This window comes from Streptomyces sp. NPDC030820 (genome assembly GCF_055572075.1).
The window spans coordinates 495,035-516,917 of the sequence record NZ_JBVIEB010000003.1 but is presented as its reverse complement, the minus strand read 5'-3'; the positions used below and the strand labels follow the sequence as shown (position 1 = coordinate 516,917).

The 21,883-nt window shown below is 71.6% G+C and carries 13 protein-coding genes and 2 pseudogenes; 5 read left to right on the top strand and 10 right to left on the bottom strand.

Annotation, left to right across the window (positions count from 1 at the left end):
* The first annotated feature begins 194 nt into the window (after nucleotides 1-194).
* The 3 genes from ACZ418_RS10730 to ACZ418_RS10720 all read left to right on the top strand — a co-directional run bounded on the left by ACZ418_RS10730 (nucleotide 195) and on the right by ACZ418_RS10720 (nucleotide 9,162).
* Nucleotides 195-5,000 (top strand): NB-ARC domain-containing protein, encoded by a 4,806-nt coding sequence (locus ACZ418_RS10730; protein ID WP_468360123.1) that lies wholly within the window; start codon nucleotides 195-197, stop codon nucleotides 4,998-5,000.
* 493 nt (nucleotides 5,001-5,493) lie between these two features.
* A complete protein-coding gene (locus ACZ418_RS10725) occupies nucleotides 5,494-6,576 on the top strand; it encodes a PP2C family protein-serine/threonine phosphatase (RefSeq protein WP_468360120.1) in 1,083 nt (360 codons plus the stop codon).
* Nucleotides 6,577-7,467: 891 nt separating this feature from the next.
* A complete protein-coding gene (locus ACZ418_RS10720; RefSeq protein WP_468360117.1) occupies nucleotides 7,468-9,162 on the top strand; it encodes a sensor histidine kinase in 1,695 nt (564 codons plus the stop codon).
* 237 nt (nucleotides 9,163-9,399) lie between these two features.
* Here ACZ418_RS10720 and ACZ418_RS10715 read toward each other — a convergent pair whose 3' ends face one another.
* The 4 genes and pseudogenes from ACZ418_RS10715 to ACZ418_RS10700 form a co-directional block, all read right to left on the bottom strand.
* Nucleotides 9,400-10,158, bottom strand: coding sequence for a YqjF family protein (locus ACZ418_RS10715; RefSeq protein WP_468360114.1), 759 nt, complete (start codon nucleotides 10,156-10,158; stop codon nucleotides 9,400-9,402).
* Between the two features lie 68 nt (nucleotides 10,159-10,226).
* A complete protein-coding gene (locus tag ACZ418_RS10710; RefSeq protein WP_468360111.1) occupies nucleotides 10,227-11,207 on the bottom strand; it encodes an Acg family FMN-binding oxidoreductase in 981 nt (326 codons plus the stop codon).
* 611 nt (nucleotides 11,208-11,818) lie between these two features.
* A pseudogene (locus ACZ418_RS10705) lies at nucleotides 11,819-11,980 on the bottom strand (globin family protein); the annotation flags it as partial.
* A 198-nt stretch (nucleotides 11,981-12,178) separates the two neighbouring features.
* Nucleotides 12,179-13,768, bottom strand: coding sequence for an oleate hydratase (locus ACZ418_RS10700; protein WP_468360108.1), 1,590 nt, complete (start codon nucleotides 13,766-13,768; stop codon nucleotides 12,179-12,181).
* Between the two features lie 581 nt (nucleotides 13,769-14,349).
* On the opposite strand from ACZ418_RS10700, the gene ACZ418_RS10695 reads away from it, so the two are divergent.
* Nucleotides 14,350-14,991 carry a carbonic anhydrase gene (locus ACZ418_RS10695; RefSeq protein ID WP_468360105.1) on the top strand — a complete coding sequence of 214 codons (642 nt, stop codon included), beginning with the start codon at nucleotides 14,350-14,352 and terminating at the stop codon, nucleotides 14,989-14,991.
* Nucleotides 14,992-15,124: 133 nt separating this feature from the next.
* Here the strand turns inward: ACZ418_RS10695 and ACZ418_RS10690 are convergent, their stop codons facing one another.
* The 3 genes from ACZ418_RS10690 to ACZ418_RS10680 form a co-directional block, all read right to left on the bottom strand.
* Nucleotides 15,125-15,685, bottom strand: coding sequence for a hypothetical protein (locus tag ACZ418_RS10690; RefSeq protein WP_468360102.1), 561 nt, complete (start codon nucleotides 15,683-15,685; stop codon nucleotides 15,125-15,127).
* 3 nt (nucleotides 15,686-15,688) lie between these two features.
* Nucleotides 15,689-17,380: an aa3-type cytochrome oxidase subunit I gene (gene ctaD, locus ACZ418_RS10685; RefSeq protein WP_468360099.1), complete on the bottom strand. Its 1,692-nt coding sequence runs from the start codon at nucleotides 17,378-17,380 to the stop codon at nucleotides 15,689-15,691.
* Between the two features lie 202 nt (nucleotides 17,381-17,582).
* Nucleotides 17,583-18,596 carry a 2-hydroxyacid dehydrogenase gene (locus ACZ418_RS10680; RefSeq protein ID WP_468360095.1) on the bottom strand — a complete coding sequence of 338 codons (1,014 nt, stop codon included), beginning with the start codon at nucleotides 18,594-18,596 and terminating at the stop codon, nucleotides 17,583-17,585.
* Nucleotides 18,597-18,716: 120 nt separating this feature from the next.
* Between ACZ418_RS10680 and ACZ418_RS10675 the strand changes: the two are divergent.
* Nucleotides 18,717-18,851 (top strand): annotated as a pseudogene (locus ACZ418_RS10675) (polyphosphate kinase 2); the annotation flags it as partial.
* A 65-nt stretch (nucleotides 18,852-18,916) separates the two neighbouring features.
* Here the strand turns inward: ACZ418_RS10675 and ACZ418_RS10670 are convergent.
* Genes ACZ418_RS10670 through ACZ418_RS10660 form a run of 3 tightly spaced genes read right to left on the bottom strand, consistent with a single transcriptional unit; the run spans nucleotide 18,917 to nucleotide 21,750 of the window.
* Nucleotides 18,917-19,789: a universal stress protein gene (locus ACZ418_RS10670; RefSeq protein ID WP_468360092.1), complete on the bottom strand. Its 873-nt coding sequence runs from the start codon at nucleotides 19,787-19,789 to the stop codon at nucleotides 18,917-18,919.
* A gap of 5 nt (nucleotides 19,790-19,794) precedes the next feature.
* A complete protein-coding gene (locus ACZ418_RS10665; RefSeq protein WP_468360089.1) occupies nucleotides 19,795-20,817 on the bottom strand; it encodes a zinc-dependent alcohol dehydrogenase in 1,023 nt (340 codons plus the stop codon).
* Between the two features lie 27 nt (nucleotides 20,818-20,844).
* Nucleotides 20,845-21,750: a universal stress protein gene (locus tag ACZ418_RS10660; protein ID WP_468360086.1), complete on the bottom strand. Its 906-nt coding sequence runs from the start codon at nucleotides 21,748-21,750 to the stop codon at nucleotides 20,845-20,847.
* Nucleotides 21,751-21,883: the final 133 nt, after the last annotated feature.

Genomic DNA, 21,883 nt, shown 5'->3' with positions numbered 1-21,883 from the left:
CTGTGCCCTCCCGTCCACCCGCTGTACACACGACGTGGCGTCGGCCGGGCCGCCCGGCGTCGGGCCGGTCGCCCGGTCACGCGCGCCGTCGCCTGCCTCAACCCGACGGCCCCTCCCGGCCGTTGGTGCCAGAATCACCCTCCAGGCCACCGCGCGGCGGGCGCGGCGCGCGTCGGTGTGTTCGCGGGGTGACGATGACGATGGTTCCCGAGCCGGACCGGGTGCGACTTCGGCCCGCGCCGCAGGACGCCCGGCCGGCGGAACTGACCGCGTGCCTCGGCGACGAGCGCGCGGCGCGGGCGCTGGCCCGGTGGGCCGACGAGTGCGCGGTGACCGTACGGCCCGTACGGCCCAGGTGGGCACCGTCCGGAAAGGGCTACACCGGAGCGGTGCTGGCGGCCGTGACGATCACGCCGGGTCCGGGCGTCACCGTGGTGAAGGTGCTGCCGCCCGACCGGTGCGGGGAGCATGCCGCCCTTCAGCGGGCCCAGCGCGCCTCCCTGCTCCGGGGGGACTTCGCCGAGCGGCATCTGGCCGCGCCGCTCTTCCCGCCGTACCCGGTGGGCGACGGACGGCTGCTGACGTTCCAGAGCGCCGCCGGGGACAGTCTGCGGGACGTGCTCACCATGGCCGAGTTGAACGACGACGAACTGCGCACCGCGTTCCGTGCCGTCGTCAGCGGCCTGGTGACCGACTGGAACCACGGACTCGCGACCAAGGACACCGACGACCTGTCCGTCTCCGCGTTCCTGCGGGGTGAGCTCGACGCGTCGGCCGGCAGCGGCGCCTCGGCGCGCGCCTACGCCGCGGCGGTCGCGGGCGTCGCGTCGGACCCGGCGTGGATCGAGATCGACGGTGTCGTCCTGCCGAACCCCTGGCTCATGGCGCAGGGAGACGGCGGGCTGCCCGACCCGGTGATCCCGGTCGCGCACGGCCTGGCCCATGGCGACCTGCATCTGCACAACGCCCTGGTCCCCCGGCGCCGGGGCACCGTGTGTCCTGGCGACTTCCGGCTCATCGACCTGGCCACGTTCGCGGAGCACGCGCCCCTCAGCCGGGACGTGGCGACGCTGATGCTGTCGGTCCTGGCGGACCGGGTGCCGGCCGATCTGGGAGGCGAGCAGGAACGCGCGCTGCTGCGCCACGTGGTGCATCCCCAGGACGCCCATGTGCCGTTCCTCGCGCCGGCGTGGGCGGGGCTCGTCGACGATCTGCACGCCGCCTGCGCCGAGGTGGCGCAGGGTGGCTGGCGCCCGCTGTGGTCCGGCCAACTGCTGGTGTCCGTCCTGGCGACGGCACTGCTCTTCACCGGCTATGAGGACCTCGGCGCGGACGGCCGGTGGCGCTTCTTCCGGCTGGCCGCCCACGCGGGCGGCGAGCTGCTGGCGCACCACGACGTGCTGCCGCCCGCCTCGGCCCCCGCGGTCGCGCCGCCGTCGTCCCTCACCGCGTCCGAGCGTGGCTCCGCGGCACGGGACACCGTGACGGCCCAGGACGCCTCCGTGTCCGAGGGCACCTGCGTGGCGCGGCCGGCCGCAGGTGCGGCCCAGGACGGGTCCTCCGCCCGGTCCGCCACCGTCGCCCCGGTGCCGGCGGCCCCGGCGGCCCGGACCGCTCCGGCCGCCCCGACACCGCACATGGCGCCCGCCGTGCCCGCGGACTACGTCGACCGCCCCGAAGAGGCGGCCGCGCTGCTGCGTTCCCTGCTGGCCGCCGCGGCGGCCGCCGGCGAGGCGGAGCAGAGCCCTTCCGTGGGTCTCGCCTCGTCGGTCACCGGCGTCCACGGCACCGGGGGCTTCGGCAAGACCACGCTGGCCGCCTGGGTCTGCCACCAGCCGCAGGTGCGCGAAGCCTTCCCGGACGGCGTGCTGTGGGTGCAGCTCGGCCAGGACCCGGCGCGTCAGCGGATCGTCGCCTGGGCACGCGACCTCGTCAGCCTGCTCACCGGCCGCGAACCCCCGGCGTACGCCACGGCGGAGGCGGCCGGTGAACACCTCGGCGCGACGCTGGAGGGCCGCAGGGTGCTGCTGGTGGTCGACGACGTGTGGCAGCGGGAGGACCTGGAACCGTTCCTGCGGGGCGGCAGCCGCTGCGTGCGGCTGGTGACCACCCGCAGGCCGGGCGTGCTGGACCAGTCGGCCCCGCTGATCCGCGTCGACCGGATGTCCTCGGCGCAGTCGCTGAGCCTGCTCACGGCGGGGGTGGAGGGAGCGGACAACGCCTCCGTTCTACCGCTGTTCGAGCGCTCCGGTCACTGGCCCCTCGCGCTGAGACTGCTGAACGGCGTGCTGCGCAGCATGGTGCAGCGCAGTGGAATGCACCTCCCGGACGTCGTCCGGGAGATGGCCGGGGAACTGGATCGGTACGGACTGTCCGGCCCGCTCGACGACTACCCGGGAGCGGCCCCCCGGACGGTGGAAGCCACCATCGACCTCAGTCTGCGTGAGCTGGCCCGCATCCCGCGCACCGGCCGCCGCTCGCTGGAGCGGCTCACGGCACTGGCCTGCTTCCCGGAGGACTACCACATTCCGTACCGGTGGCTCGCCCGGCTCTGGGACGTCACCGAGCTGACCGCGCGCCGGGAGTGCCTCCGGCTGACGGAGCACTCCCTGCTGGCCCAGCACGACGGCACGGGCGTACGGCTGCACGACGTCATCCGGGACGACCTGCGTCGGCGGGATCCGGAGGCGGTACGGCAGGCCCACCGCACCCTGCTGGCGGGGCAGGCCGCGCTGTGCCGCGGAGCGGGCTGGCACGCCCTGGCCGCGCCCGACGGGGATGCCGAGTTCATGGACAACGTCACCTACCATCTCGCCGAAGCCGGGGAGACCGCCGAACTGCATCGCACCACCACCGACTTCCGGTACCTCGTCGAACGGGTGTGGCGCAGCGGCCCGGCCGCCCTGGAAGCGGAGGGGATACGCAGGCTCCGCGTGCAGGGCTTCGACATGGACAGTTACGCTCTGGAGTTCGTCGAGCTGGTGCAGGGGGAAGCCCATCTCCTCGTCGACCACGAACGGCCCCTGGATCTCGCCGTCACCCTGTTCAGCCGCTGTCTGGCGCAGGATCACATCCCGCGCCGCCTGCACCACACCGACGAGGTCCTGCTCGGCGGCATCGTCGCGACGCAGCCCTTCCCCGACGAGCCCGACGGCAGGCTGTGGCGTGTCCTGACCGGTCACACCGGGCCCGTGCAGGCGCTGTGCTGGCGGGTGGACGGCCAGGTCCTGATCAGCGGCAGCGCCGACGGCACCGTACGGATCCGCCGTGTCGACACGACCCGGCAGGACGCGGTCGTGCACCTCGGCGGCGCGGTGACCAGCCTGTCGTGGAGTCCCGACGTGGCGATGGTGGCCGTGGGTACCGACCGGGGCGAGGTGGTCCTGCTGGACCCGTCCGAGCCCCGGATCACCCGGCGCCTGGCCGTCCCCGTGCGGGACCGGGAGGAGGCCGGGCAACGCGTGCTGGTCGCCTTCGCGCCGGACTCCCGGGCCGTGGCCGTGGCGTGCGGGCGGGAGGTACGGCTCTGGTCGGCGCCCTTCGACGCCGGTCGGCTGGGGCCGCCCCTGCCCGGCCCGCGCACCGGCACCTGTACGGCCGTCCGGTGGCACCCCGGAGCGGGGCTCGCCGTCGGCCGCGCGGACGGCCGGGTCCATCTGTGGCGGGAGCCCACGGCGCCGACCGAGCCGCGGGTGGTGGAGTCCGGCCAGACGGCGGTGCAGGCGCTGGACTGGCATCCCGGCGGAGAACTGCTGGCCGTGTGCGGCCACTCGCCGGTGCTCAGCGTCGTCGACGCCGGCAGCGCCACCGTCGCGGCCCGGCTCCCCGAGCAGACCCAGCCCGGCGCGGCGTGGCTTCAGTCGGTGGCCTGGGCCTCGTCGGGTGACGCGCTGGTCGCCGGTGACAACGACGGGACGATCCGCGTCTGGCGGTTCGACGCGCGGCCGGAGGGGCCCGACCTGCGCCCCGCGGTCACCTTCCACGCCCGCGGCGTCCAGATCCGGGCGATCGCTCCGCACCCGGGCCGCGATCACATCGCCGTCGGCACCCGCCAGCCCGCCGTACGGGTGTGGACCCTCGGTCCGCAGTCCGGCATGGACACCGGGCCGGACGAACGGGTGAACACCACCCTGTGGTCCCCCGACGGCGCCCTGGCGGCGGGGACCGCGGCGGGCCTGCTGGTCCTGACCGCACCGGCCGTAGCGGAGCTTTCGCTCCCGTCACAGCACTTCGTACCCGCTCACCAGGGCGACGTCAGATCCGTGGCCTGGGCGCCGGACGGCCGACGGCTGCTCAGCGTCGGCGACGACGGCCGGGTGCTGGTCTGGGACGCCGACCGGCGGGAGGTGATCCGCACACTGACGCGGAGGCTGACCTACGCGGGGGCGGTCGCCTGGAGCGCCGAGGGACGATGGGCCGCCGCCGCCGACACCGACGTGGTGCTGTGGGACACGACGACGTGGGAGCGGGCCGGGGTCGTCGAGCTGGGCACCGCCGTCAACGGGCTCTCCTTCGCCCCCGACAGCTCCCGGCTGGTCGCCGCCACGTCCTCGGCGGAGCTGCGGGTCCTCCTGCTCGACCCGCTGGGCCGGCCCACGGGCGAGGTCGAGCTGTGGCCCGGCCACTCGAGTTCGGTCAGCGCGGTGTGCTGGTCGTCCGACGGGCGTCGCCTGGCCACGGCCGGATACGACGGCTGTGCGGTGCTGTGGGACACCGTCGCGGGGCCGCCGCGCCGCATCCTCGAAGGTGACGGATCGGCTCTGTGGTCCGTGGCCCTGTCTCCGGACGGGAGGCGTCTCGTCGCTGTCACCATGGACGGATCGGCGCACCTGTGGGACGTCGACACGGCAGCCGAGCTGTGCCGGCTGAGGGTGGACGGCCATCTGTCCTCCTGCTCCTTCCACCCGGACGGCCGCCGCCTCGTCCTCGGCGGTTCGGCCGGCCTGTACGCGTGCGAGGTCACGGGCGGGCCGGAGGTCCACCGCAAGCCGGGCCGGTGACGTCACCTGTGAGGCGGTGCGCATCAGGACGAGGGGCGGCTGAGGGCCCTCGGTGACGGGACGGCCCGCGCACGGCCGCGCTTGAGGCCCCGGCCGGGGCGCCACCGGTGGCGGACGAGGTGGGCGCGGACGCTCTCGCCACGGGCGGCCGCCGGGAGGCTGCGTGGGCGCGCCGCGCAGTTCACCCATGCCGTCCGGTCCGTATGGTTCCCCGCCCCGCACGCCGGCCGCGTACAGGTGGGGCGGCGCGCCCCGGCCCGGGGCTGGGCCGGCCCAAGCTTTGGTCGATGCGTACCCCGGGTGGGCCGGCCCACTGCGGAGGACGCGGCGATGCCGACATTCGGCATTCGAGCGCTCATGAGGGCGCCGGGTGGAACACCCGACGTCAGGGAGGCAGGCTGTAGTCATGCGGTCGCACACCCGCCCATCTGGCCCATCAGCGGCGGGCGGTCATAGCCGGGTCCTCTTCAGACTCGCGCAGTGTGTGCCATTCATGGTCGTACTGCTCGCGCTGGGGATCGAGCTTTCCCCCGCACACGCGGTGATCACCGGTCCTCTCCTCGCCGCCGTACCGGCATTGGCCTCGCTGACGATGGGCCCCAAAGGCACCCTTTCAGTGGCGGCCGGAGCCTTCACCGTCACGGTCATCACGGCCAGCCTCCACCACAGCTGGGGAGGCCAGGTCTACAGCAATCTCGTCTCCCTCCTCGTAGTGACGGCAGCGAGCGTCACCATGAGTAATGCAGTGCGCACGCGCAGGCAGAGCGAGCTCAACCAGGTTCGCCGGGTCGCCGAGGCGGCACAACGGGTTCTGCTGCGCCCTGTGCCGCCCCGGCTCGGTCCCGTCCAGATGGCCAGCAAGTACCTCGCGGCAGAGACGGGTGCGCAGATCGGCGGCGATCTGTACGAAGCGGTACACACTCGGTACGGGGTTCGGATGATCGTGGGAGACGTCCGTGGCAAAGGGCTGCCCGCCGTGCGCCTGGCCGCAGCCGTGCTGGGCGCGTTCCGGGAGGCCGCGCACTACGACGAGGATCTGACGGAGGTGGTGAATCACTGCGCGGCGGCGCTGGAACGCGAGCGGGCGGCGCTCAGCGCGGTTGATCAGGGCGAGCAAGACAATCTGACCGAGGATTTCGTCACCGCGCTCGTGGCTCAGGTATCAGACGCCTTCGTGGTCGAGGTGGTCAATCGCGGCCATCCGCCCCCGCTGGTGCTCCGCCAGGGCAAGGTAAAGGCGCTCCTCCCCGCCTGCCCGATGCCGCCCCTGGGCCTGGAAGATTTCATGACCGTTCCGGCTGCCAAAGCGGAGAGCTACCCATTCGCACCCGGTGACCGTCTCCTGCTGCACACCGACGGCGTGATCGAAGCCCGCAGCCCCGGCGGCGATTTCTTTCCCCTGCCCAAGACCACGGAATCGGTGCACCCCTGTGCCCCCTCAGAGTTCCTGGAACGGCTGCACCAGGAATTGATCCGGCACACCCACGGCTACCTGGCGGACGATGCGGCGATGCTCCTCGTCGAACGGCTCAATGAAGGAGGCGAGAGCAGGCTGCACGGCCCTCGCACGCTCTGAGGTCCTGTGGCAGCGTGCCGATCTGCCCGACCTGGAACTGGTGCGGGTAGTAGCCGGCGTCAACCGCGGCGCGAGAGGCACCACGGTCCGCTCGGCAGCCTCCCCGGGTTGCTCCTCGGGCTCGGGCGACGACCGGTGCCGCGATGGTCCCCCTCGACGACGGCGCATGCTCGCCACCGTCGTCGCGTGGGCGGATCGGTCACCGGGCGCCGTCCTGCTCCTTGACGCCGTCGTCCAAGAGGAGAGAAGAAGGGGAGAAGCGAAGCGAGTTGGCTGCCGGAAGTGCGAAGAGCGGCAGAGCAGGAGGCAGGGCCAGGTTTCCTGCGAGCTGCGAGGGGATGCCACAGGAGTCGGCGGCTCGTGGGCGCGACACAGTACGACGGGGAGTCGTACGACGGCCGCACGCGCTGGATGCGGTGGCGTTCGCGGTCGGTGAGTCTGGCTCAAGGTCAGGCGTTTCGTCCTCAGGGCTGGGGGTGAGACGGCCGATGACCTCCAGGGCCACGTCACGGATCGCGTTGCGGGCCGCCCCCACAGGGAGACGGCATCGGAGCCGGGCAGCGCGAGCGAGGGCGCCGTGCAGGACGAGCGGGACCGGTAGGTGCTCGTGGATCGCGGCCAGCCGCTCCAGGTCGAGGCGAACCGGGTCCCTGGTGAATCCACACCTCTGCCGGATTGTGCAAGGTGGCCTCGGGCCGGGTGTCGACCGGGCGGTCCGTGCGACGGCCCACCGGCAGCCAACCGCTCGTGAGCCGCGCCCACGCCACCCGCCGGGTGCCGTCGAACGCGTTCGGCTCGTCGGGCATCCTTGGGGGAGTATGCCGGGAGACCGTAAGGGGAGCTGTGGTGGACGAGCGCGCGCGGGGTTCGCGTGAGGTGGAGACGTCCGGGATGTCTCCGCAGCTGCGGCTGGACGTACTGCTCGACGACCTGCAGCAGCAGGTCGCGCAGGTTCGGGCGGCCCGGGACCGGGTCCACACGCTGCTCGACGCGGTGCTGGCCGTCGGCTCCGACCTCGACCTGGAGGTGGTGCTGCACCGCATCGTGGAGTCGGCGGTCACCCTGGTCGACGCCCGGTACGGCGCGCTCGGTGTGCTGGGCGAGGAAGGCACGATCAAGCAGTTCGTCACCGTCGGCATGGATGAGGAGGCCATCGCCCGCATCGGGCACTACCCGCGCGGCGAAGGCATCCTCGGCCTGCTCATCCGCACCCCGGAGCCACTGCGCCTGGCGAACCTGGCCGAGCACCCGGCGTCCGCCGGCTTCCCGGCCGGGCACCCGCCGATGACCAGCTTCCTCGGCGCCCCCGTGCGGGTGCGCGACCAGGTCTTCGGCAACCTGTACCTGACCAACAAGAAGAGCGGCGCGGAGTTCGACAGCGACGACGAGGCGGTGCTGCGCACGCTGGCCGCGGCGGCCGGTGTGGCGATCGACAACGCCCGGCTGTACGAAGACGCCCACCGCCGGCAGCGGTGGCTGGCAGCCAGCAACGAGCTGACCCGCAGCCTCCTGTCCGGCGCGGAGCCCGCCGCGGTGCTGGACTCCTTCACCGCCACCGTGCGCGAGATGGCCGGCGCGGACCTGGTCACCCTGGCGGTGCCGGTCGGCGACAAGGGCGAGCTGGTCATCGAGGCCGTCTCGGGAGCGCGGGGCGAAGAGGTCCGCGGGCTGCTGCTGCCCGCCACGGCACTGGCGGCCAAGGTCTACACGTCCGGCGAGACGATCACCAGCGCTGCCGTCAGCGCCGACCCGCGCGCCGAGGGCGGCAGCGCCTCTGTGGTGGAGCTCGGTCCGGCCTTCTTCGTCCCTCTCGGCACCCGCGAACACGTCCGCGGAGTGCTGCAGGTCGCGAACGCACCCGGCGGCCCCCTCTTCACCGACGCCGTCATCGACATGGTCACCGGGTTCGGCAACCAGGCCGCGCTGGCCCTGGACGTCGCCGAGCACCGGCGGGACACCGAGCGCATGGTCATCCTCGACGACCGCGACAGGATCGCCCGTGACCTGCACGACCTGGTCATCCAGCGGCTGTTCGCCGGCGCGCTGTCCCTGCAGTCCACGCTCGGGCGGGTCTCCGACCGGCCGCAGGTGAGCGAACGGATCCAGCGAGTCGTGGACGACCTGGACGACACCATCAAGATCATCCGCTCCACCATCTACGCCCTGCGCGAGCACGATCAGTCCCGTCGCGGAAGCGGGCTGCGCGCCCAGCTGGTGGCAGCCACCGAACGGGCCACCGAATCGCTCGGCTTCGCCCCCGCGCTGCGCATGACCGGGCTGCTGGACACGGCCGTCTCCGCCGACCAGGCCGAGCAGTTGCTGGCCGTGCTCGGCGAGGCCCTGTCCAACGCCGCCCGGCACGCGCACGCCGGCACCGTCGACGTCACCGTCGAGGTCACCGACACCGAGCTGAAGCTGCGGGTGGCGGACAACGGCCGCGGAATCGACCCGACGGTCAACCGCCGCAGCGGCTTGGCCAACCTCCGCAGACGCGCCGAGGAGTTGGACGGCAGCTTCAGCCTCTCTGCGAACCAACCGAGCGGCACCGTCGTCGAGTGGGTCGTCCCGCTTCCCTCAACAGGCTGACGCTCCCCGCCGGTCGGTCACCCCGCATTCAGGTGAGGCGGACGGCCTTGTCGTGCTCCCCAGTCGGTGACCCGCTGTCATTCCTCGTCTCGCCTTTCGCGTCCACTCACCTACACGGTGGTGCGTGCGGTGCCCCCGCCGGCGGCCGATGCCTCCTGGCGGCCCGACCGGTCCTCGCGCGGGGACCATGGGGCCACCCAAAGAGGCAAGCTGTCAGGGCCGATGGTCCCCGCCCGGCTACTCGGAGGAGTTCAGCCGGCGGACGGGGCGGCCGAGGCGAACCGGGACACCCGGTGAGTACAGGACGCTGACCGGGGCGGTGCTCGGCGCGGGCAGGCCGGCCGCGGTGAGCAGGTTCTCCTCGCAGGTGATCAGCTCGGCGCGGTGCAGGGGCCAGCGCGGGTGCTGGTTGGGCAGGTACGCCGCGCCACCGGCGAAGGGGTTGTGCATGCCCCAACGGGCAGTGAGAAAGAGCTCCAACTCGGTGGGCTCCTCGATGCGTTCGCCCGGGCGTACGGTGACGCGGCTGTACGCGCCGCGCACACTCGGCCAGCGTCGCGAGCTGGTGTAGGTGACGGTGTCACCGGTGGTGCGCAAGGACATACGGGACCACAGGTAGGGAAGGCGGAAGCCGATGCGTCCCATCACCACGGGGATCAGACGCGAGGCGTCCATCGAGCGGAAGACAACACCGCGGCGGCCGTGCGCGTCCACCGAGTACAGGCGGACGTTGGTCTCCGGGAACGAGCCGAGGTAGGGCAGCCCGGGCAGCCGGAACCAGCCGACCTTGTGCATGCGGAAAGCGACGAGTCCGATGTAGGTGACCCCACCGTGGATGTCGGGGGCGGTCCCGGGTGGCATCAGCTTTGCCACTATGGCCGGTTCGATGGCCCAGTGGATGAACGTCAGATCCAGCCACTGCTGGGTGAGCAGCGGGAAGCGTATGTCGACAGGAGCGTCCGGGGAGCAGGGAGCGTCGGGGGCAGGCTTCTGCATGACTCGATGATGACAGGCGACTGGCCCCGACCCACCCTTGCCAAGACGCCTCTCCCGGACCGGCCCGCTCAGTCCGCGCGATGCCCGACCGTCTGCGCGGAGGCGCGCGGTGTGCGGCCACCGTCCGGTCCGTAGCCGAACCGGATCAGCAACTGGGGGCAACAGCGCCGTTGCGACAGGCAGGCCGCCGCCCGCAGATCCGGCCATTCCATCGCCTGGTGCAGCATCGAGGTGCGCACTCCGTGCGCGGTCGCGGTCAGCAGCACGTGCTCCAGGGCCTGGCCCGCCCGCAGCCAGTCCTCTCGCCGGTCGCGGGCCGTCCATAGCAGGGCCACCTGGGCGTGGCGCTCGAAGTGCTGGTCCGGCAACCGCGGTACGGGCAGTGGGCCGGTGAAGTCACGCATCGGTATCCGTCCGTCCGCGTCCTGTGGGCCGAGAGCGGTGAGCGGGATGCCGTAGGGCACGTTCGAACCGGGGGCAGTGATCCAGGCACGGGACTCGGCGGTCCGTGCCGAGTTGGCCTGGTTGCGCGCTTCGGCCGTCGCTGTCAGGCCCAGTAGCAGCCGTGTGTCGGCGAAGTCGGGCACATACAGTCGCGCGCCCTCGGACTGTGCTGCCTGGGCCATCTCCGCCACGACCGCCTCGGGCACCGGGCGGCCGGTGAAGGGCAGCCGACTGGTGTGGCGCCGCTCGACGGCCGGGTACAGCCACCGGTAATCCGGCAACTCCCCGGCGGGCGTGGTCAGCTGTACGGTGGCCAGCAGGTCGGGCTCGCCGGGATCGGGCAGCAGCCGGACCACGGGGTCCCAGCCCAGGTGCGCGACAGCGACCCGCAGGTTGAAGACCGCAGCTCCCACGGAGAGGTGCTGGGCGCGCCGGTCGGGATCGGCCAGCTGCAGTGCTCGCCTGCCGTCGGCGCGGACCTCGACGGAGCGTGTGGCCGCCTGCATCCCGAAGCGCCACGGCTGCGTGTTGTGGATCGACGGTGCCGCCACGGCCGCGGCCATCAGCGTCTCCAGCACACTGGCGTCGATCTCCCGGGTCTGCATGCGCGGCTCCTCAACTCCTGTGAGGAGCCGCAGTGGTGTGGGGGGCTCCCCGTATGTCCTCTACCTTCGGTCGTCGCAGGACGCAGGACGAGGGCCGTCCGTCCCCCGCTGCGGACCGGACGACCCGGGCCCAAGGCCGCGTCTCGTACCAGTCGCGTTCCGAGAAGGCGATCTCCATTGGCCGGACGGGGATACGGCTGGCTCGCCATCGTCGCTGTCCACGCCACACGGGCCTACGTGGCCGGCAGGGCGGTGGCGAGCAGCACTGACGCCCAGCGAGCCGACCAGCGACACCACGGCCAGAGCCCGGGCCAGTTCGGCACGGCCCTTGGCGTAGGCGATGCCGTGCCCGGCCGCCGCAAGCATCACCAGTACGAACAGCCCGAGTTTCGTGGCCGGCGTCCTCCCGTAGCCGGGTCCGGCGAGCGAGGCCCAGGTGAGGCCCTTGTGCCAGGCCATGGCCCACCCGGTGCTCAACTGGACGGGGAGGAACACCGTCCCCGTCAGGAGCCCGAACCGGCGGCCGGCCTCGGCCGCGAAACGGTCCCTGGCCTGCGCGGACAGCACTCGCCGGGCCAGCGGCAGCACCACCAGCGTCAGGGCCAGCTGCCCTGCTCGCCGCTGGCCTGGTTGCCGCGGTTGAACAGGCCGTCCAGCAGCTCGGGTTGCTCGGCGAACATGGTGCCGTAAAAGCGCGCCGTGATGTCGTCCAGGGCACCGCCGACGGCGGGCAGAGTGGCGCGAACGACAGCGGCCGACTCGCGCGAAAGCATGGGACTCCTCTGGGATGTGGGCACATGAGGGACGGCGCTCACCGTCACAGCCGGGACCCGTCGTGCGGGTCCGACCGGCACATCGATCATCCGGTGCAGCCGCCACCCGGAAATAGGGCCGAACCGCCCTGGAGGGCTGGGCCCGTCGGTCCCGTCCCCCGCCGAGGCGTCCTGAACTGCGGTCGGAGCGACTACAGCTCAGCCCAGCGCGGCCTTGAGTACGCCGATGGCCGTCTTCGGGTCGGCGAGGGCGTGGTAGATCCCAGGGATCTCGCGGTCAAGGCCGAGCAGGCCGTAGACGGCGTGCATGGCGCCGCGGACGGAGTACTCGACGGTGAAGACGACGTCCTCCGGGATCTCCGTGAACTGGCCGAGGAAGGCGAAGTTCGCGGCGCCACGCGGGCGGACCAGCGGTCGGTCGTGAACCGTGCGCGGGGCGAACTGGCTGGTGATGTACGGCATCATCACTGGGATCACGGTCGTCGTCGCCGCGACCTCCTCCTCGATGTCCCACAGGCCGAGGTGGTTGATCAGTTCGGTGAGGATCTCCCGGCCGGTGGCCTCGGCCATCGTCTTGCCGATGAAGTCGCCCTCGTTGTCGACGAAGAGGCCGTAGCCCCACAGGGTGTGGACGTCCTCGGGCTGTCCCTCGAAGTGTGGTGCGTGCGGTACGACGATGGACATCAGCCAGTTGGAGTCCTTGAAGGTCATCAGCGCGCCGGTGCCGGGGAGGTTGCCGGACAGCTCCTCGATACGGTGCAGGAGCAGGGGGCTGCGCATGGTGAGGGTGAAGGACTCCCACTTGGCCTCGTCGATGTTCCCGTGGAAGGCAGCCGGGCGCCCGAAGTCGTCCGCCTTGGCAGCGATGGTCTCCCACAGCCGCCAACCGCCGTCGCGCTTGTCGCGGATCAGCTCGGGAGCGGTGTCGTCACTGCCGTACGCGGCGTCGGCGGTCATCGAACCAAGGGTTAGGAACGCGTAGTCGGTGTCCCCGAGGTCGTACGCCTCCGGCTGTCCGGCGCGGTCGAGATGGAGGCGTCGTACCCGTCGAGTGCCGTCCTCCTCGGCGGTGAAGTCGACGTCGGTGACGCGTACGCCGTGCTCGAAGCGTACGCCGCGCTCCTCCAGCCAGGACTGCAGCGGGCGGATGATCGAGTCGTACTGGTTGAGCCGGGTGCGGCGCACGCCCGCCAGGGTGTGCATGCGCGGGAACTCCTGCATGAAACGCAGGAAGTAGCGCCTGAGCTCGATGGCGCTGTGCCAGTTCTGGAAGGCGAACGTGGTGCGCCACATCGCCCAGAAGTGGGTCTCGAAGAAGTGCGGGGAGAAGAAGTCCTCGATCCGGCGCGCCCCGATCACCGCCTCCGGCAGCACGAGCAGCCGGGTCAGCTCCAGACGGTCCCTGGTGCCGAGGCCGTAGTCGGAGGCGTCAAGGATCTCGGCGCCCTTGCCGATCAGGCGGGCCTTGGCGTCGGTGGGCCACCTGGCGCTGAACTCGCGGATCTCCTCGCGCACCGACATGGTCTCGTCGGTGCGGGTGGGGATGGTCTCCAGGAGGTTCCACAGGCATGTGTACGCCTCGTCCTCCAGCATGCGGCCGCCGCGGGTGACGTAACCGGTTGGCTCACCGCCGCCGTCCATCGAGCCGCCTGCGAGCGGGAGTTCCTCGAGGACATGGATGTTCTCGCCGGGGAAGCCGCCGTCGCGGATCAGGAAGGCGGCGGCTGCCAGGGAGGCGATTCCGCCGCCGACGAGGTAGGCCCGGGACTGCTGTGGAGCGTCGGTCACGACGTCCCTCCGTTCTGCCACCCGCTGTCGCGGGCGGCCGAATGTGGTCGAGAGCCGTGCAGCGGTCCCGCCCCTGAGGCGGCAGCGGTGTGCGCACGGCACAGCGCCGACGGGATGCGGGCGGCGCCTGTAACCGTCAGTGAACTCGTGCGGAAGCGGTGCGGGGCAGGGGCCGGATGTCCCTGTTCACGCGCCGACCGCCCCTGGGCTCGGCGGGACTGAGTGTCCTGCTCTGGGCCCACGGTGAAGCCGAGGCCCGCGGCGTGGTGCTGCTGCCGGCGTGCGCACTCACGCGTTCCTGGGTGGCACGCAGGGTCGGCATGCGCATTACCCCATTCGGCCCCACACTGAGGAGTGCTTCGCGGCACCCGCTCGCGAAGCACAGGCAGGTAGCTCGTTCGCGCTTCCCCTGGGAGGCACCGTGCTCTTGATCGCCCTGTGCACGCCAATCGCGATGTTGCTGCTCCTCTTCGGGATGGACGCCTATGAGGGCCTCCTGGCCCCATCGCCTCCCGATTCCCCGGCGAGCTGCGGCGGGACCAGGCCCTGCGACGACCGGTGTCGGCTCGTAGGCTGCCGACATGACCGAGATCCAGAGCCCGACGCCCCGCGACGCCTTCGAGCTGCTGCTGAGCGGTAACCGACGCTTTGTCGCGGGCCACCCCGAGCACCCGAACCAGGACGCCACCCGCCGCGCCGAGATCGCACCGGCCCAGCGGCCCTTCGCCGTGCTGTTCGGGTGTTCCGACTCCCGGCTGGCCGCAGAGATCATCTTCGATCGCGGCCTGGGCGACCTTTTCGTGGTGCGTACCGCGGGGCACGTCGTGGGTGCGGAAGTGCTGGGCAGCATCGAGTACGGGGTGGACGTACTGGGCTGCCCGCTGGTCGTGGTGCTCGGTCACGACTCCTGCGGCGCGGTCGGCGCAGCGTGCGCCGCGCTGGAGGACGGTTTGACACCGGCCGGATACGTCCGGGACGTCGTCGAACGGGTGACCCCGAGCGTGCTGGCAGCACGGGCCGCCGGACACGTTGAGCCGGAGGAGATCCTCGCCGAGCACGTGAGGCACACCGTCGACCTGCTGCTGGACCGCTCCCGGGTGCTCGCCGAGAAGGTCGCCGCCGGCCAGGCCGCCGTGGTGGGCCTCTGCTACCGACTGGCCGACGGCAGCGCGCAGCTCGTCGCAGCCCGCGGCCTCGATGCGGCGGTCCCCACCGTGCCCTGACCGCTCCGGTGCGCCGGGGATGGGGAACGGCCCCGTGCTGGTCGAGCTCGCGCAGAAACCCGTACCGCCCGCGCGTAGGCGGCCGGCGAACCGGGGACCGTCACCACGGCGTGCGCCTTCACCGGGGGCGTCGTCACCGGCGGCGACCACTTGGGTCAAAGCGGTCGTCTCGGAGCACCCGTCCATAGCCGACCGCGAGGGTGAGAAACAGCCCAACCACCGCGGAGGGCACGGCGGCCACCGTCCACCATTCCACGCCGTGCTCGCGCTCTGCGACCGCCCCGAGGTCCGCTGCGACCACGGCGGCAGCCAGTCCGATACCGATCAGCACGGCGACGACGTACCGGGCACCTCCGGTGTCCGGTGGTTGCCGAACGTAGCCGAGCGCCGCCCAGTCGCGTGCGGCCTCCCGCATCTCGCGGCGATGCTGTACCGCCGCGTGCGCCCGAAGGCCCGCCGTGACGGTGGCACCGGCCACCGCCGCGCCGGAAGGTGTCCACCACTCTTCGCAGACGAGCAGCAGTACCGCGACGATCCCGGTCGTGGCCCAGCCGCTGAGGCAGGCCACCGCGGCTCTGCGCCGGGCAAGCGGCCGGTCGGCTCCCGCCCGCAGGTCGGCGAGGGCCGGCACGTACCAGACGCAGCCCGCCGCGGTCACCATGGCGGCTCCCAGGGCGAGGACGGCTTGGGGCATGGCCTACCTCGCCGCCTCTTCGAGCGCGGCGATCTCCGGGTGATGCAGGTCGAAGGCCGGGGACTCGCTGCGGATACGGGGCAGGGAAACGAAGTTGTGGCGCGGCGGCGGGCAGGAGGTCGCCCACTCCAGTGAACGGCCGTAGCCCCAGGGGTCGTCGGCCTCGACCGGCTTGCCGTATTTCGCGGTCTTCCAGACGTTGTAGAAGAACGGGAGGATCGACAGGCCGAGCAGGAACGACCCGATCGTGGAGACGGTGTTGAGGGCGGTGAAGCCGTCGGCGGCCAGGTAGTCGGCGTAGCGGCGGGGCATGCCCTCGGCGCCCAGCCAGTGCTGGACCAGGAACGTGGTGTGGAAGCCGACCGTGAGCGTCCAGAACGTGATCTTGCCGAGGCGTTCGTCGAGCATCTTGCCGGTGAACTTGGGCCACCAGAAGTGGAATCCGGCGAACATCGCGTACACGACCGTGCCGAAGACCGTGTAGTGGAAGTGCGCGACGACGAAGTACGAGTCGGAGAGGTGGAAGTCCATCGGCGGGGAAGCCAGGATCACTCCGGTCAGGCCGCCGAAGAGGAATGTGATCAGGAAGCCGGTGGTCCACAGCATCGGCGTCTCGAAGGACAGCGAACCCTTCCACATGGTGCCGATCCAGTTGAAGAACTTCACCCCCGTCGGGACGGCGATCAGGAAGGTCATGAAGGAGAAGAACGGCAGCAGGACGCCGCCCGTGACGTACATGTGATGCGCCCACACCGTCACCGACAGGCCCGCGATCGCGATCGTCGCCGCGATCAGTCCCATGTGGCCGAACATCGGCTTGCGCGCGAAGACCGGGATGACCTCGGAGACGATGCCGAAGAACGGCAACGCCAGGATGTACACCTCTGGGTGCCCGAAGAACCAGAACAGGTGCTGCCACAAGAGGGCTCCGCCGTTGGCCGCGTCGAAGACATGCGCACCGAACTTGCGGTCCATCTCCAGCGCGAACAGCGCCGCGGCCAGCACCGGGAAGACGATCAGGACCAGCAGGGCGGTCAGCAGCACGTTCCAGGTGAAGATCGGCATCCGGAACATCGTCATGCCCGGCGCCCGCATGCAGACGATCGTGGTGATGAAGTTGACCGCACCCAGGATCGAGCCGAAGCCGGACAGCGCCACGCCCATGATCCACAGGTCGGCGCCGAGCCCCGGCGAGTGGACGGCGTCCGACAGCGGGGCGTACAGGAACCAGCCGAAGTCCGCGGCGCCTCCAGGAGTCAGGAAGCCGAAGGCCGCGATCGACGAACCGAACAGGAAGAGCCAGTAGGCCAGCATGTTCAGGCGTGGGAACGCGACGTCGGGGGCGCCGATCTGCAGCGGCATGATCCAGTTGGCGAAGCCGGTGAACAGCGGCATCGCGAACATCAGCAGCATGATCGAGCCGTGCATGGTGAACGCCTGGTTGAACTGCTCCTGCGACATGATCTGCAGGCCGGGCCTGGCCAGCTCCGCACGCATCAGCAGGGCCATCACACCGCCGACGATGAAGAACGCGAACGCGGTGACCAGGTACATCGTTCCGATCTTCTTGTGGTCGGTGGTCGTCAGCCACTCCGCCCACGACGGCCGTACGGTCGGTCTGGTCGGCCCTGCGGCCACGGTGCCCCCGGCACTCGGCCGCGCGGTCCCCACCTTGTGTATCTGTGCCTGGTCCACCGGACGGTGTCCTCCCTTTCTGCCATGTCGATGACGAGCCGGGAAGTGCCGTGGTGCGGGTATGGACCTGGACCCTTCCCGGCCGCCGCCTCATGATCGTCGGAGGGGTACCCGGGCCGGATAGGGCCGAACAGCCCCGGGCCGGCCCACGGATGGGGTCCAACGGCCCCTCTTCGCGTCGCGCGGCGGGAGTGGAGGTGGATCAGGATGTCTCGGGGCGGACGAGCACGTTGTCGCCGGAGCGGCCGGCGAAGTAGTCCTCGATGTTGGCCATGGTGGTCCGGGCGATCTGCCCGACGGCGTCCCGGGTGAAGTAGGCCTGGTGGGAGGTGATCAGGACGTTGTTGAAGGTCATCAGCCGTGCGAGGCGTTCGTCGGTCATCACCTCCAGCGACTTGTCCAGGAAGAACACGCCGGCCTCCTCCTCGTACACGTCGAGGCCGACACCGTTCAGCCGGCCGGCGCGCAGCGTCTCCAGCAGGGCGTCGGTGTCCACCAGTCCGCCACGGCTGGAGTTGACCAGGATCGCGTCGTCCTTCATCAGGCCCAGGGTCTCGGCGTCGACCAGGTGACGGGTTTCGGGCAGCAGCGGCACATGCAGGCTGACCAGGTCCGCCTCGCTGAACAGCCGTTCGCGCGGAACGTACTCCATCCCGAGGGCGAGGCAATCGGGATTTTCGGCGACGTCCCAGCCCAGCAGCCGCATCCCGAACCCGTGGGCGATCCGGGCGAACGCGGCGCCGATCTTTCCCGTGCCCACCACGCCGGCCGTCCGGCCGCGCAGATCGCGGCCCATCAGCCCGTCGAGCCGGAAGTCGAACTCCCGGGTACGGTGCGCGGCCCGGACGATCCGGCGATTGACCGCCAAGGCCAGCGTCCAGGCGAACTCCGCGACGGAATACGGCGAGTAGTACGAGACCCGGGCAACCGTGAGCCCCAGTTCCCTGGCGGCGGTCAGGTCCATGTTGTTGTAGCCGGTGGACCGCTGGGCGATCAGTCGGGTGCCGCCCTTGGCCAGCGAGCGCAGAACGTCGGCGTTCAGGGTGTCGTTGACGCTGCTGAGCACGACCTCGTGGCCCGCAGCGGTCGGGGCGGTGTCCCCGTCGAGGAACAACCCCAGACACCTCAGCTCGTGCCGGCCCGCGAATGCCTTGTCGAAGGCTTCCCTGAGCAGCGGCTCCTCGTCTGCGAGAACGCCATACGCGACGATCTCCACGTGCTCTCCTCCCGTCGATCGGGGTGATCACCCCACCGTAGGCCGGGATCGCAGGAGGAAAGAGGGCCGATTGGCTCTGTTCGATCGCCAAGCGGATGTGACCGTCACCGGCTCTCGCCGGAGTGGGCGCGGGCGGAGGGCGCCCGACTGGTCGTGATCTTCGAAGGGCGGGACGCGGCGGGCAAGGGCGGCACCGTCAATCCGCGGGTGGCGCGGATCGCGGCGCTGCCCCAGCCGAACGAGCGCGAGCGCACCCACAGCGGTACAGCCTGGAGGATCCGCTTCGGCGCTGGAAGCCGGTCCTGGAGCTGCCGCGGCCTTCACGCCTTCCGCGGTACGACGGCCACGGGGCAGACAGCGTGGTGCAGCACCGCGTGGGAGACGCGGCCGAGTTGGAGGCCGTAGTGCCCCTCGCGGCGCCGGGTCCCTACGACGAGCAGGTCGGCGTCCACCGAGGCGTCGAGCAGGACCTGGCGGGCGTGGCCCTCGATCGTGCGCCGGTGCACCTCGACGTCGGCCGGAATGTCCCGCAGAGCCGCTTCCAGTTCCTCCGCGGCCCGTTCCTCGTGCAGCCGGGCCGGTTCGCCGGCCGGCAGGGGGTGGTCGGTCGTCTCATGTGCGGGGCAGCGCCAGGCCCGTACGGCCTCCAGCGGCACGGCTCGGCGCCGCGCCTCCTGCACGGCGAAGCGCACCGCCGCCGCGTCCGCCGGCTTCTCGCCGACGCCTACGACGATGCGGCCGTGCCTGCCGGGTGCGGCCCGGTTGTCGTGGTTGCCGCGGAGCACGATCACGGGGCAGTGCGCGTGGCCCGCCACGGCCACGCTGACAGAGCCGAGAAGCGCCTCGGCCAGGCTGCTCCGACCGCGCGAGCCCAGGACCACGGCGGCTGCGCTGCGGCTCTCCCGTACCAGCGCGTACTCCGGTTCCTCGGGCAGCACGTCGGTGGTGACCTTCACGTCGGCCTGGCGGCTGTGCGCACGGCGCGCGGCGGTGTCGACGATGTCCTCGGCCATCACCTGTTCGGAGGGTTTGCCGAGGTCCTTCGCGAGCGCGGTGCCTTCGTACCGTTCCCACAGCGAGGCGTACACCAGCCGGAGCGGCAGTGCCCGCAAGGCGGCCTCGTCGGCCGCCCAGTCGACGGCGCGCAGGCTCGGCGCGGAACCGTCGACGCCGACGACCAGGGGGAGTTCCATCGTGCTCACCTTTCCGCGGCCATGTCGAAGACGATCCGGGCCTTGATCTCGCCGCGCAGCACGGCGTCGATGGAATCGTTGACCGAGGCGAGCGGGCGGGTCTCGTAGCTGACCTTCGTGCGGCCGGCCGCGTGGAGCTGGAAGACCTCGGCGAGGTCCTGCCGGGTGCCGACGATGGAGCCGATCAGCGAGGTGCCGTTGAGGACGGTGTCGAAGATGGGGACCTGGATCGTGCCGTGCGCAGGCAGCGCGACCATGACGAGCTTGCCGCCGCGCCGCAGACCGGAGTTGACGGCCTCGAACGCGGCGGGGTTCACGGCGAGCGCGATCGCGGCGTGGGCGCCGCCGTGCTTCTTCAACTCCTTGCCCACGTCCTGCTTGCGGGCGTCGATGACGAGGTCGGCGCCGAGTTGCGCGGCGAGTTCGAGCTTGTCGTCGGTGACGTCGATGGCCGCGACGGTGGCCCCGGCGATCTTCGCGTACTGCAGGGCGAGGTGTCCGAGACCGCCGACGCCGGAGATCGCGACGAGCTGGGCGGGCCGGACGTCGGCGACCTTGAGTGCCTTGTAGGTGGTCACGCCCGCGCAGGTCAGCGGAGCCGCGTCGTAGGGGGTGACGCCCTCCGGCACGGGCTGCGCGAAGTCGGCCCAGGCCAGCATCTTCTCGGCGTACCCGCCGTCGCAGCCGTAACCGGTGTTGACCTGCTGCTCGCACAGTGTCTCCCAGCCGGACAGGCAGTGCTCGCACCGCCCACAGGCCCTGCCGAGCCACGGCACCGCGACCCGCTCTCCCACGCTCAGGTGGGTGACGCCCTCGCCAAGCTCCTCGACGACGCCGACACCTTCGTGGCCCGGCACGAAGGGCGGGGTGGGCTTGACGGGCCAGTCGCCGTGGGCGGCGTGGATGTCGGTGTGGCACAGCCCGGACGCCTCGACGCGGATGCGGACCTGGCCGGGGCCGGGTTCGGGGTCGGGGCGCTCCTCGATGACCAGGGGCTCGCCGAAGGCTCGTACGACCGCTGCCTTCATGATCTGTTCTCCTCTGGGGGGGGCGCGTCAGTCGTGGGCGACGACGGCGACGGGGGCGGCGGAGTGGTGCAGAACGGCGTGGGTGACGGTGCCGACGTGGGCGCCGACGGAGGAGCGGCGGATGCGGCGGCCGACGACGACCAGGGAGGCCTCGTGGGAGGCGTCGATCAGGAGGAGCGAGGGGCTGCCGTAGTGCGACTGCTCGACGACCTCGACATCGGGGTACTTCTGCCGCCAGGGGCGCAGGACCTCGCTGAGGACCGCGGTGTCGCCCTTCGCCATCTCCCGCTCGACCGCCGGCTCCAGGGCCATGCCATAGGCGTAGTAGGGCGGCGGGTTCCAGCCGTGCACGACGTGCAGCGGCATGTTCCGGCGCGCGGCGGCGTCGAAGGCGAACCCGAGCAGCGTCTCGTCGGGGCCGGCGATGTCGAGCCCGAGGACGACGGGACGGGCGGCTGTGGCCGCGGAGGGAACACCTGCCTCGTCCGTCTCCTGGTCGTGCGCGGCCTGCTCGCCGGCGCGGACCAGGACGACCGGCCGCTCGGTGTGCGCCACGACCGCGAGGCCGACCGAGCCGACCAGGAAGCCGCCGATCCCGCCCAGGCCGCGCGAACCGAGGACGAGCATTTCGGCGTCCTTGGCCGCGTTGACCAGGGCTTGGGCGGGACTTCCGGTGAGCTGCTCGGTCGTCACCTCGATGCCGGGGTGGCGCAGCCGCAGGCCCTGGGCGGACTCGCGGGGGATCCTCTCGGTCCAGTGCTGCTGTGTCTCGGCACCGAGGAGCGGGGCCTGAGCCATGGGCTCCGGGACGGGCTCCCAGACCTGAACGAGTTTCACCGGCAGTCCGCGCAGGGTCGCTTCGCGGGCCGCCCATTCCGCGGCAACGCGGCTCTCGGGCGAGCCGTCGAGACCCACGGTGATGGTGCGGGGCATGTTCTCCACCTCCTGAATCGGGGCCCCGAGGGGGGCCCGATTCCAGCGTCGTGTTCAGGGGGCTCTTCAGGGCAGGGGCCGCTGGTCCTTCAGCGGGGACCATGGGCCCCCTCAGGGGTCGGCGGGACGGGCC

What these genes read in the sequence shown, in the direction of transcription:
- ACZ418_RS10695 (WP_468360105.1), top strand. Translation starts at nt 14,350, where the DNA reads ATGACCGAGATCCAGAGCCCGACGCCCCGCGACGCCTTCGAGCTGCTG.
- ACZ418_RS10660 (WP_468360086.1), bottom strand. Translation starts at nt 21,750, where the DNA reads ATGCCCCGCACCATCACCGTGGGTCTCGACGGCTCGCCCGAGAGCCGC.
- ACZ418_RS10670 (WP_468360092.1), bottom strand. Translation starts at nt 19,789, where the DNA reads ATGGAACTCCCCCTGGTCGTCGGCGTCGACGGTTCCGCGCCGAGCCTG.
- ACZ418_RS10690 (WP_468360102.1), bottom strand. Translation starts at nt 15,685, where the DNA reads ATGCCCCAAGCCGTCCTCGCCCTGGGAGCCGCCATGGTGACCGCGGCG.
- ACZ418_RS10710 (WP_468360111.1), bottom strand. Translation starts at nt 11,207, where the DNA reads ATGCAGACCCGGGAGATCGACGCCAGTGTGCTGGAGACGCTGATGGCC.
- ACZ418_RS10665 (WP_468360089.1), bottom strand. Translation starts at nt 20,817, where the DNA reads ATGAAGGCAGCGGTCGTACGAGCCTTCGGCGAGCCCCTGGTCATCGAG.
- ACZ418_RS10730 (WP_468360123.1), top strand. Translation starts at nt 195, where the DNA reads ATGACGATGGTTCCCGAGCCGGACCGGGTGCGACTTCGGCCCGCGCCG.
- ACZ418_RS10720 (WP_468360117.1), top strand. Translation starts at nt 7,468, where the DNA reads ATGTCTCCGCAGCTGCGGCTGGACGTACTGCTCGACGACCTGCAGCAG.
- ACZ418_RS10725 (WP_468360120.1), top strand. Translation starts at nt 5,494, where the DNA reads ATGGTCGTACTGCTCGCGCTGGGGATCGAGCTTTCCCCCGCACACGCG.
- ACZ418_RS10715 (WP_468360114.1), bottom strand. Translation starts at nt 10,158, where the DNA reads ATGCAGAAGCCTGCCCCCGACGCTCCCTGCTCCCCGGACGCTCCTGTC.